This is a genomic window from Acetobacter papayae JCM 25143, assembly GCF_000613285.1.
GTDB lineage: Bacteria > Pseudomonadota > Alphaproteobacteria > Acetobacterales > Acetobacteraceae > Acetobacter > Acetobacter papayae.
Genome location: NZ_BAIN01000076.1, coordinates 1 through 10,772, shown reverse-complemented (window position 1 = coordinate 10,772; position 10,772 = coordinate 1). Strand labels below are relative to the sequence as shown.

Genomic DNA, 10,772 nt, shown 5'->3' with positions numbered 1-10,772 from the left:
CGGGCCTGCCCCAGACGCCGCACACAGGCCAGCCGCCTGTCCACGAACGCGGCAAGCGCGGCCTCATCCGGCACGCCCGCCAGCCAGTAAAGGAAAGTAGCCCCGTAAACCTGCGCCAGCGTCAAACGCTTGGTCAGATAAGTAGCCCCGGAGGATTCGTCCCGCGCGGCCATCCAGATCGCGTTGACCGTGCGCATCCACTCTCGCCGGAACGCCGCCTGCCCGCCCCCAACAAGCTGCGCCGAAACGCCACGGGAGGCAGCGCGCCGCATTGCCTCATCCAAAGGCAGGCGATAGAGCAGCGCCTCACGCACACGCAGGCTCAGCCGCGGTTCGGGCGTATCCTGCATATGGGCCAGCATGTCGCGGTCACACAGGTCTGACCAGGCTTCCACAAGCTCTGCCTCACCACCGGGGAACAGCAACTCCGCCTGCGCGCCTGCCACATCCCGCAGAACAGACAGGCCCCAACCACGTTCACCCGCCACGGCGGCCAGAGCACGCAAGGCTGCATCTCGCGCCGGATCGCGCGGCATTGCCTGCGGCATAACCCCGGTGGCAAGTGCCGTGGCCGCCAGTGAGACAGCCTGCTTCAGATTTGCTGGCCGCATGCTCATGCTTTTCCCCCATACCGCACCATTTCGGCATCAAAGCCCATCCGGCTCAGATCCGTCATCCGCATGGGATAGAGGATTCCATCGAGATGATCCATTTCATGCTGCATGACATGCGCTCGAAACCCTGTTGCCACGCCTTCAACCGCCTGCCCGTTTTCATCCAGCCCACGATAACGCACCGCTTTGTAACGCGGCACCTCGCCCCGCAATCCCGGTAGCGACAGACAGCCTTCCATGCGAAGCTGCGTTTCATCGCCAAACGGTTCCAGTTCGGGGTTGATGATCACCTGCACCGGCAAGGCCGGGTCATCCGGCCCTTCACTACGGCTCTGGGGAACGGAATACAGAAAAAGCCTGTACGAAACATAAACCTGCGGAGCCGCCAGCCCCACGCCGCCACTCTGCTCCAGCGTTTCGCGCATATCCGATATCAGCCGGCGGATTTCGGGAGCGTGCACATCGTCAATGCCCTGTGCCTTGGCCAGCAAAACAGGGTGGCCCATACGGGCTATCGCAAGAACTGCCATCGCTTTTATTGTTCCTTCATGCGTCACGCGGCATTTTTTTTGCTTGAAACACGTTTCCGTGCGCATCGAAAGCGCAAGAACAAATTGTATCTTCGATTCAAACAGTGTTATAGAGACCGCCAACAGGGGAATCGGTTCGCCCTCGCGGCGAGGCGGTGCCTATTTCCAATTTGGCTTCCAAAAAGCCGGGCGACCGGATTTTTCTGAACAGGGGTTAGTGACCAAGTGCACGTTCTAGTCCGTGACAACAATGTCGATCAGGCTCTCAAAGCGCTCAAGAAAAAAATGCAGCGCGAAGGCATTTTCCGTGAAATGAAACTCCGTCGGCATTACGAAAAGCCGTCTGAGCGCAAAGCGCGTGAAGGTGCAGAAGCCGTGCGTCGCGCCCGCAAGATGGAACGCAAGCGCCTGGAACGCGAAGGCTTCTAAGCCTTCCTCCCCTTCAGGACGAAAGAGGTCGATCCCGCACGGATCGGCCTTTTTTTTGGCCATTTTGCCAGCCAGAACACTAACCTCGCCAGAACCTCAAGTGTTTCCGGTGCGCGAGGCGGTGAAACCACTCATCCGCACTGAAGAGTCGTGTCACCCCTTTATCGGTGATAAGGCTAACAGGTCTCTTCAATCCGAAGGGCGCCATATACTCCCTGTCCATTCGAAAAATGTGGCAACCGCACCTCCCTGCCATGCGGGTAAAATCTGGCAAAACAGGCTTGCCCACTCACCACAGCGCCTGAACCCAATCCAACATGTTGAGGTCACGCCATGAAATCCTTGGGTCAACGTGCTCACGGCTTGCGTCTGGAACGCATGCAGGCATCGCCACAGTGGCAAGACGGCGGTTTCCGCAATGTCTTTCCCATCGCGCCGGGCCTGCGCGATTCTTCGGTGCCGTTTCCTGGTCTCACTGATTTTCTGTTCGGTGGCGAACGGCGCGTTCCCTCAAAGCCACTCCCAATGCTTGACCCTCGGGAGAACTGGCGGCACCCACCGCATAGTGGCCTGCGCGCGACATGGCTTGGCCACTCGACAGTGCTGATAGAAATCGGCGGTTTGCGCCTTTTGACCGACCCGGTCTGGGGCGCGCGGCTTCGCCCTTGTCATGGGCTGGCCCCAAACGCTTCCAACCCGTGCCGCTCTCTATCCAGAACCTTCCGCCGATTGATGCGGTTCTGATCTCTCACGACCATTACGATCACCTCGACTATCCGACAATCCGTGCGCTCAACCGGCTGAACCTGCCGTTTATTACCTCCTTGGGCGTGGGAGCCATCTACAGGCATGGGGCGTACCGAGCGAACGCATTATCGAACTCGACTGGTGGCAGGACTATCATCTCCCCGGCAGCGAGGTCTGCGTTACCGCAGCGCCCTCACAGCATTTTTCCGGTCGCAATTTCAAAGACCGTAATGCCACGCTCTGGTCTTCTCTGGTCATTCGCAGCCCGCACCATAGCGTGTTTTTCAGTGGCGATACCGGCCTGACAAGCGAGTACCAGACTATTCGTGACCGGCTGGGTCCGTTCGATCTGATAATGCTGGAAATCGGCGCCTTTCACCCTGCCTGGGGCGACATGCACCTTGGCCCTGAAAACGCAATGAAGGCTCATAGCCTGTTAGGGGGCGGAGCGCTGCTACCCATACACTGGGCCACTTTCCGCCTGTCCACGCATACATGGGATCAACCGGCAGAGGTATTGTACACTCTGGCCGAACGGAACGACGTGCCGTTGCTCATGCCCATTCTTGGACAAGCAATCGAACCGACACATCAAGAAAAACCCGACACATGGTGGCGACGTGTCGAGACCCAAGGTGCCCCCCTTACGGGGTTACGACAGGAAACGCCTCCCAAGAACCTGCTGCATACCCAGCAATGGCCGCTTGATTGACCTTGTACCTGCATCAGATTTGATGAGCGGGATACAATAAAAAAGGGGCGCCCGGTACGAGCGCCCCTTTTGAATACGAAGCTCAGCCTTCCCCCATAGGTGGAAAGACAGGGCCTGCTTCTTATTTCTGCAGCTTGTCCAGCTCGCGCACAATGGCCTCGCCCATAACAGCCGTGCCAACGCGCGCCATGCCTTCGGACATAATATCCGCCGTACGCAGGCCGCTGGCCAGCACATTGGCCACTGCCTGCTCAATCATGTCCGCTTCCGCCAGCATATCGAGCGAATAGCGCAGCAGCATGGCCAGCGACAGGATCTGTGCGATGGGGTTAGCAACACCCTGCCCTGCAATATCAGGCGCGCTGCCATGAATGGGTTCATACAGGGCCGGACGCTTGCCGTTTTCCTGCACGGCCCCCAGCGTAGCGGAAGGCAGCATGCCAAGGCTGCCCGTCAGCATGGATGCCAGATCGGACAGCAGATCGCCAAACAGGTTGCCGGTTACCAGAACATCAAACTGGCGGGGATTACGGACAAGCTGCATGGCGCAGTTATCCGCCAGCATGTGGCTCAGTTCCACATCCTTGAAGGCGCGGGCATGCACATCCGTTACGACTTCCTTCCACAGAAGGCCGCTTTCCATGACGTTGCATTTTTCAACCGAGCAAACCCGGTTCGAACGCTTGCGGGCCAGATCAAAGGCCACACGCGCAACGCGTTCGATTTCGCCCGTGGTATACACCTCGGTATTGATACCCCGGCGGCTACCATCCGCCAGAGTTTCAATCCCGCGGGGCTCGCCAAAATAGATGCCGCCCACGGTCTCGCGCACGATCATGATATCAAGACCGCGCACCACTTCCGGGCGGAGGGTGCTGGCATCCACCAGCGCATCGAACACCTTGGCCGGGCGGAGGTTAGCAAACAGGCCTAGTTCCTGCCGCAGCTTGAGAATGGCAACTTCAGGCCGCTTATCAAAACCGACATGCGTCCATTTCGGGTCGCCCACAGAGCCAAACAGTACAGCATCCGATGCCCAGCTTTTTCGATCACTTCATCACGGATCGGCACGCCATATTCGGCCAGAGACGCACCGCCAACCAGATCATAGGTCAGGTCGAACGTGACGTTGCGGTTCTTTTCCAGCCAGGCAAGAACCCGGCTCGCTTCCTGCATGATCTCCGGGCCAACACCATCGCCCGGCAGGACAAGAAGTTTAACGGGGGGCTTCTGCTCGCTCATGACGCGCTCCGAAAAAAGAAAAAATCAGTCGATATGGATGGAGGGCATCCAGGATTTTTCCTGGTTCTCGCGGTTTTCATACCGGGTGATACCCTGCTCGTGCTGGAGGGTCTGGCCGATATCATCCAGCCCTTCAAGCAGCAGATGCTTGCGGAAAGGATCCATTTCAAACGCCACTTCCTCACCATCCGGCCGGATCACGACCTGTCGGGCCAGATCGACCGTCAGACGGGCGTTTTCCCCCATGGATGCATCATCCATCAGGCGTTCGCACACATCACGCGGCAGGCTGATGGGCAGAATGCCGTTCTTGAAACAGTTGTTGAAGAAGATGTCGGCAAAGGAGGGCGCGATCACGCAGCGTATGCCAAAATCCAGCAGAGCCCACGGCGCGTGCTCGCGCGAGGAACCACAGCCGAGATTGTCGAAGGTGATCAGAATTTCCGCCTTGCGCCACGGATCGCGGTTGAGAACGAAATCAGGATTTTCCGACCCGTCCTCACGGTAGCGCATGGCATCGAAAGCGTGCTGCCCAAGCCCCGTGCGCTGGGTGGTTTTGAGAAACCGCGCGGGAATGATCTTGTCCGTATCGATATTCGCTTCCGGCAGGGCGGCAGCAATGGCGGAGAGTGTGGTAAATTTTTCCATCAGACCAGTTCCCTCACATCCGTCAGGCATCCCGTAACGGCCGCGGCCGCAGCCATGGCGGGCGAAAGCAGGTGCGTGCGCCCACCCGGCCCCTGTCGGCCTTCGAAATTACGATTGGATGTGGACGCACAACGCTGCCCCGGTGTCAGACGGTCGGGGTTCATGCCCAGACACATCGAGCAACCCGCCTCGCGCCATTCAAAACCAGCTTCGAGAAAGACCTTGTCCAGCCCTTCTTCCTCCGCCTGACGCTTCACATTGCCCGAACCGGGCACAATCATGGCGCGCACACCTTGCGCTACCTTGCGCCCCTCGGCCACTTGTGCAGCGGCGCGCAGGTCTTCAATCCGGCTATTGGTGCATGACCCGATAAACACGACATCGACCGGCGTGCCTGAGATAGCCTGACCCGCCTGCAACCCCATATAGTCCAGCATGCGTTGCATCTGCGTGCGGCGGGCTTCGTCGGGTTCCTGTGCCGGGTCGGGCACGGTGCCGCTGATTGGCAGCACCGTTTCGGGGCTGGTGCCCCATGTCAGGGTCGGGCTGATATCCTCGGCCCGCAGGGTCACTTCCTTGTCGAAATGCGCACCCTCATCGGTAGACAGCGTTTTCCAGTATGCAACGGCGCGATCGAAATCCTCACCCTTGGGGGCGAAAGGACGGCCACGCACATATTCGAATGTCGTCTCGTCCGGTGCAACCAGCCCAGCCCGTGCGCCCGCTTCGATCGACATGTTGCACAACGTCATACGGCCAGCCATGTCCAGCCCGCGTATGGCCGAACCCGCGAATTCAATCACATGGCCTGTGCCGCCTGCCGTGCCGATATGCCCGATGATCGCCAGCATGATGTCCTTGGCGGAAACACCATGACCGGGCACCCCCTCCACGATCACGCGCATGTTCTTGGCCGGTCTTTGCAGAATGGTCTGCGTGGCCATGACATGCTCGACTTCAGACGTGCCGATGCCAAATGCCAGAGAGCCCATGGCGCCATGGGTGGAGGTATGGGAGTCACCACACACGATGGTCATGCCCGGCAGGGAAATGCCCTGCTCCGGCCCGACCACATGAACGATCCCCTGATTGGCCGACAGCAGCGGGAAATACGGTACCCCGAATTCCTTCACGTTGCGTTCAAGCGTTTCAATCTGGTTCCGGCTTTCCGGCTCTTCAATCGGCTGGGTGCGGTCCGAAGTGGGAACGTTATGGTCCACCACGGCAATCGTCCGCTCGGGATGACGCAACCGCCGACCGGCCAGACGCAGCCCCTCGAACGCCTGAGGCTGGTGACTCATGCACAAGATGACGGTCTATATAAAGGATGGAGGTGCCATCGGGCAGAGTTTCCACGACATGATCATCCCAGATCTTGTCGAACAACGTGCGCGGCGCCATGGCCACCTCCTTCTTATCCAGCCCTGTCCATGCCGTGGGTCAGAACGGCGGGGCGGTGTGCTTGATACATAATCGGCAAGAGCAAAACAGCCCCCGCACCAGACCCTGTTACACAGGCACCAATGATACCCGTATGCGCACGAAAACCCGGCCAGCTTTTTGCGCCAACCGGGCCAGCAGGCTGCATGCAGCCTGTTCGCGCGCGAGCCATGGCGGCGTTATGGCCGCCATGGCTGTTCAGCCCGTTACCGGATCAACCGGCGACCGGAGCAACCACTTCACGCGGGCGCTCGGCAATACGGGCGGACTTGCCGCTACGGCCACGCAGGTAATACAGCTTCGCGCGACGCACCTTACCACGACGCACAACCTTGATTTCGGCCACGGTGGGGGCATAGAGCGGGAACACACGCTCCACACCTTCACCATTGGAAATCTTGCGCACGGTGAAGTTGCTGTTCAGGCCCTTGTTGGAACGGGCAATCACAACGCCTTCAAACGCCTGCAGACGCACGCGCTCGCCTTCCTTAACCTGCACGGACACGCGCACGGTATCGCCTGCTTCGAATTCCGGAACAGGGCGTTCCGCTGTCAGCCGCGCGATTTCCGCAGCTTCGTACTGCTGAATGATATTCATCTCGGTATCCTTCCTCAAACCCCTACTGGCCTGCCTGTGCGGCCCCGCCCACAGCTACAGCCCTGTTTGTTTCCTTGCGGGCCAGCCAGGCGGACCATAAATCCGGCCTTCTTTCCCGCGTTGTTTCTTCCGCCTGCCCACGCCGCCAGGCCGCAATGGCGGCATGGTTACCTGAAAGCAGGATTTCCGGCACACCACGCCCTTCCCATTCAGCGGGACGGGTATAGTGCGGATATTCCAGCAGCCCTTCGGAAAAACTTTCCTCCACGCCGCTTTCCTCGCTCCCCATCACGCCGGGCAGCAGGCGCACGCACGCATCCAGCAGGACCAGCGCTGCGGTTTCTCCACCAGAGAGAACATAATCCCCGATGGAAACCTCCTCAACGCCACGTGCCTGCAACACGCGCTCGTCCACCCCTTCAAACCGTCCGCACAGCAGCATAACCCCCGGACCCTGCGCATAACGGCGCACCGTCTGCTGGGTCAGAGGCCTGCCACGTGGTGTCAGATAAACCACGGGCACGTCTGCGGCCACATCCGCTGCCCTGAGGGCGGCATCTGCCACATCCGGTCGAATGACCATGCCCGCGCCACCGCCAAACGGCGTATCGTCCACAGCCCGATGCCGCCCCAGCCCATGCTGGCGCAGATCCTCGGTCCGGCACGACCACACCCCTGCTTCCAGTGCCCGTCCCGCAAGGGAGAGCCCCAGAGGCCCCGGAAACATTTCCGGGAATAGCGTCAGCACCGTGGCGTGCCATGTCATGCCGATACCCCAGCCTGCACCGGACGCCCCACACCCCGGCCTTCCTCCCCCGCGACATCAGTCGGGCGGATTACGCTCAGAGTGCGCTGCTTCAGGTCAACCTGTGGCACGCAGGCCTTTGTAAAGGGCACAAGCACGCCGCCTGCCAGCTCAAGACTGGCACCGGCACCGTAGTCATGCACCATTGCTACCCGCCCCAGAGAAAGACCGTTTTCGAATGCTTCCATACCGATCAGGTCGGCATGGTAGAATTCTTCTTCCTCCGGCTCGGGCAGAGCATCACGCGGCACATAAAGCCGCATGTTGACCATGGCCTGCGCCTGCGTACGGTCAGCCAGAGGCCGACCCTGCGCGTCTATCAGTTCCGCCACACCTTCTCCACCGCGCCAGCGCACTGACCAGCGACGGCCCTGCGCATCAAGCAGTGCCTCATACTGTTCGAGCGAAGTGGGGTCCTGCGCATAGGAGCGCACGTGCACAAGGCCGCGCACTCCATGCGGTTTCCCCACAACACCGATCAGGATGAGATCAGGAGACATGGCGGTTCAGACAGGCTTCAGGCTGCGGCTTCGGCTGCTTTGGCGGCAGCGGCGGCACGTTCCTGAGCACGCTTCTTGGGAGCGGCCTTCTTGGGCTGCTCACGGAAAACGGGCTTTTCGGCCAGACCAGCGTTACCCAGGAAGCGGGCAACACGGTCCGTGGGCTGCGCGCCCTGAGAAAGCCAGTGCGTGATGCGCTCACCAACAGACGCACGCGCTCAGCGTGGTCGGACGGCAGCATGGGGTTATAGGCCCCTACCTTTTCAATGAAACGGCCATCGCGCGGGCTGCGGCTGTCGGCCACAACAATGTGATAGTAGGGGCGCTTCTTTGCACCCGCACGGGCGAGACGAATTTTAAGACTCATTCGGACTTACTCCAGACCCAAAAACAAAAACCCGAAAACATAACCGACGGAAACAGCCCGCATCAGCGGAAGGGAGGCATACCGGGTCCACCCGACGGGCCTCCGCCCATTCCCTTAGGCATGAGCGCAGACATTCCCTGGCGCATGAGACCTTTCACACCCAGTTTATTAAAGCGCTTCATCATGGAGGACATCATATCGAACTGCTTGAGCAGCTTGTTGACATCCTGAACCGTTGTCCCTGACCCGGCGGCAATACGCTTCTTGCGTGATGCCTTGATGATGGAGGGCGCACGGCGCTCTCCCTTGGTCATGGACGAAATAATAGCAAGGTGCCGCTTGAGGATGGACTGATCCAGATCCTTGTCGCCAATGGCGTCCTTGATCTTGCCCATACCCGGCAGCATGCCGAGAATACCCGAAATAGACCCCAGCTTGTTGATCTGGCGGATCTGGGAGCATAGTCGTCCAGATCGAACTTACCAGCCATCATCCGCTTGGCGAGGCGTTCCCCTTCCTCATGGTCGAGGGTATCGGCGGCTTTTTCCACCAGACCGGCAATATCGCCAAGACCGAGGATACGGCCGGCGACACGTTCGGGGTGAAATTCTTCCAGCGCATCGAGCTTTTCGCCCGAACCGGTCAGCTTGATGGGCGCGCCGGTAATGGCCTTCATGGACAGGGCGGCACCGCCACGGGCATCGCCATCCATACGGGTCATGACAACGCCGCTGACACCCACCGCCTCGTTAAAGGACTTGGCGGTGTTGACCGCGTCCTGCCCGGTCATGGCATCCACCACCAGCAGGGTTTCCGCTGGCTTTACCACATCACGGATCTGGCGGACTTCGTCCATCAGGGCTTCGTCAATGGACAGGCGGCCCGCCGTATCCAGAATGACGACATCATACCCCTCGCGCCGGCCTGTTTCCATGGCACGGCGGGCGATTTCAACCGGCGTCTGCCCCGCTACGATCGGCAGGGAAACCACACCGGCCTGCGTGGCAAGCTGGGCAAGCTGCAACTGTGCCGCCGGGCGCTGGGTATCCAGCGAGGCTAGCAGCACTTTTTTGCGGTCCCGCTCATGCAGGCGCAGGGCCAGCTTGCCGGACGTGGTGGTTTTACCAGAACCCTGCAAACCCACCATCAGCACCGGCACCGGCGGCACAGCACTAAGGTTGAGCGGCACGGCTCCCGCGCCACCAAGGGCATCGATCAGGGCATCGTTAACGATTTTCGCAACAGCCTGACCGGGCGAAATGCTGTCCAGCACCTCATGCCCAATGGCGCGCTCACGTACCTTGTTGACGAAGTCTTTTACGACAGGCAGCGCAACGTCTGCATCCAGCATGGCCAGACGGACTTCGCGCATTGCCTCCATCACGTCGGCTTCGGACAGCGCGCCACGTTTTGCGAGCCCGTCAAAAACCCCGGAAAGCCTGCCTGAAAGCGCTTCGAACACCAGTACTATACCCCATAACAAAACGCGCCACTGCGCGAACACTCGCGAGGTGGCGGTTCTTTGTGTGAGACGGGGTTAGGCCATCACCTCCCCCCTGTCAAGATATTTACAGGCCGGGCCTAAACCGCCCCGCCACCCTTCACCCCTGACGGAACAGAACCAGAAAACGTGCGGCGTGTTCCACTTCATCCTGCATGGCGGCCATACGGTCCGTTACCTCGGGGTCTTCACCCCAGACAGCCATCTGCGCACGCTCGTCCAGCGTAGCGCAAGCCGCCAGCGCCGCAGGAGACGCCGCCTCGCGCAGCAGGGCCAGCCCCAGCACGAGACTGCCCAGAGCAGGGGCCGCAACCCCCAGCACCGCCAGTTCGGCATCCGAACAGGCTGCCAGAGCGCCCCTCAAGGCCTCCACTGCCTCGCTCCGACTGGGCCACGGCATAACGCCCAGCGTCACCTCAAGCCGCGCGCCTGTTTCTCGGGCCAGCCAGTTCAGCCATGGGTCCCATTCCGTGCGCTGCCGCTCGGCCAGCGCAGGGTTTGCGGCATCGCGGTAGCACAGCAGGTCACTGCCCGCATAAGCCAGCAGGCTGGCGCGCACACCTTCACGCGCCCCCGGAATACGCTCAAGCATGGAGCCAGCAATACCCGTTAGCGGCAGTTCCGCCGGGGTAAAGCTCC

The 10,772-nt window shown here is 60.4% G+C and carries 9 protein-coding genes and 5 pseudogenes; 2 read left to right on the top strand and 12 right to left on the bottom strand.

Annotated elements, in window-relative coordinates; genetic code table 11:
* Both JCM25143_RS13040 and def read right to left on the bottom strand, forming a co-directional pair.
* Positions 1 to 617: ubiquinone biosynthesis protein COQ9 (locus JCM25143_RS13040; protein WP_025861524.1), on the bottom strand; the 617-nt coding region annotated here is incomplete at its 3' end.
* Complete coding sequence (def, locus tag JCM25143_RS13035; RefSeq protein WP_025861523.1) at positions 614 to 1,144, bottom strand: peptide deformylase; 531 nt, start codon at positions 1,142 to 1,144, stop codon at positions 614 to 616. The genes def and JCM25143_RS13040, both read right to left, overlap by 4 nt.
* Before the next feature lie 225 nt (positions 1,145 to 1,369).
* Here def and rpsU point away from each other — a divergent pair, with 225 nt between their 5' ends.
* Positions 1,370 to 1,573 (top strand): 30S ribosomal protein S21, encoded by a 204-nt coding sequence (gene rpsU, locus JCM25143_RS21635; RefSeq protein ID WP_081773585.1) that lies wholly within the window; start codon positions 1,370 to 1,372, stop codon positions 1,571 to 1,573.
* Positions 1,574 to 2,154: 581 nt separating this feature from the next.
* Positions 2,155 to 3,032 (top strand): annotated as a pseudogene (locus JCM25143_RS22825) (MBL fold metallo-hydrolase).
* Positions 3,033 to 3,153: 121 nt separating this feature from the next.
* Here the strand turns inward: JCM25143_RS22825 and leuB are convergent.
* From leuB to JCM25143_RS12975, 10 genes and pseudogenes are all read right to left on the bottom strand, one after another.
* Positions 3,154 to 4,274 (bottom strand): annotated as a pseudogene (leuB, locus tag JCM25143_RS19585) (3-isopropylmalate dehydrogenase).
* Between the two features lie 24 nt (positions 4,275 to 4,298).
* The gene (leuD, locus tag JCM25143_RS13015) at positions 4,299 to 4,922 is read right to left on the bottom strand and encodes a 3-isopropylmalate dehydratase small subunit (protein ID WP_025861520.1); all 624 of its coding nucleotides are present in this window, start codon (positions 4,920 to 4,922) and stop codon (positions 4,299 to 4,301) included.
* Positions 4,922 to 6,323 (bottom strand): annotated as a pseudogene (gene leuC, locus JCM25143_RS19580) (3-isopropylmalate dehydratase large subunit). The gene leuD and the pseudogene leuC overlap by 1 nt, the downstream one beginning before the upstream one ends.
* 108 nt (positions 6,324 to 6,431) lie before the next feature.
* Positions 6,432 to 6,554: a hypothetical protein gene (locus JCM25143_RS24855; protein WP_267879963.1), complete on the bottom strand. Its 123-nt coding sequence runs from the start codon at positions 6,552 to 6,554 to the stop codon at positions 6,432 to 6,434.
* A gap of 22 nt (positions 6,555 to 6,576) precedes the next feature.
* Positions 6,577 to 6,960, bottom strand: a complete 384-nt coding sequence (gene rplS, locus JCM25143_RS13000; protein WP_025861518.1) for a 50S ribosomal protein L19 — start codon at positions 6,958 to 6,960, stop codon at positions 6,577 to 6,579.
* Between the two features lie 22 nt (positions 6,961 to 6,982).
* Positions 6,983 to 7,726, bottom strand: coding sequence for a tRNA (guanosine(37)-N1)-methyltransferase TrmD (gene trmD / locus JCM25143_RS12995; protein WP_025861517.1), 744 nt, complete (start codon positions 7,724 to 7,726; stop codon positions 6,983 to 6,985).
* Positions 7,723 to 8,265: a ribosome maturation factor RimM gene (gene rimM / locus JCM25143_RS12990; protein ID WP_025861516.1), complete on the bottom strand. Its 543-nt coding sequence runs from the start codon at positions 8,263 to 8,265 to the stop codon at positions 7,723 to 7,725. Before rimM ends, trmD begins: the two co-directional genes overlap by 4 nt.
* A gap of 17 nt (positions 8,266 to 8,282) precedes the next feature.
* Positions 8,283 to 8,632 (bottom strand): annotated as a pseudogene (rpsP, locus tag JCM25143_RS19575) (30S ribosomal protein S16).
* A 62-nt stretch (positions 8,633 to 8,694) separates the two neighbouring features.
* Positions 8,695 to 10,094: pseudogene (ffh, locus tag JCM25143_RS19570) on the bottom strand (signal recognition particle protein).
* A gap of 139 nt (positions 10,095 to 10,233) precedes the next feature.
* On the bottom strand, positions 10,234 to 10,772 hold a 539-nt coding region (locus tag JCM25143_RS12975), incomplete at its 5' end, for an ATP12 family protein (protein WP_025861515.1).

Bases quoted from the DNA above. Each gene is read 5' to 3' on its own strand.
- def (WP_025861523.1), bottom strand. From the start codon at position 1,144: ATGGCAGTTCTTGCGATAGCCCGTATGGGCCACCCTGTTTTGCTGGCC.
- leuD (WP_025861520.1), bottom strand. From the start codon at position 4,922: ATGGAAAAATTTACCACACTCTCCGCCATTGCTGCCGCCCTGCCGGAA.
- JCM25143_RS24855 (WP_267879963.1), bottom strand. From the start codon at position 6,554: ATGGCGGCCATAACGCCGCCATGGCTCGCGCGCGAACAGGCTGCATGC.
- rplS (WP_025861518.1), bottom strand. From the start codon at position 6,960: ATGAATATCATTCAGCAGTACGAAGCTGCGGAAATCGCGCGGCTGACA.
- trmD (WP_025861517.1), bottom strand. From the start codon at position 7,726: ATGACATGGCACGCCACGGTGCTGACGCTATTCCCGGAAATGTTTCCG.
- rimM (WP_025861516.1), bottom strand. From the start codon at position 8,265: ATGTCTCCTGATCTCATCCTGATCGGTGTTGTGGGGAAACCGCATGGA.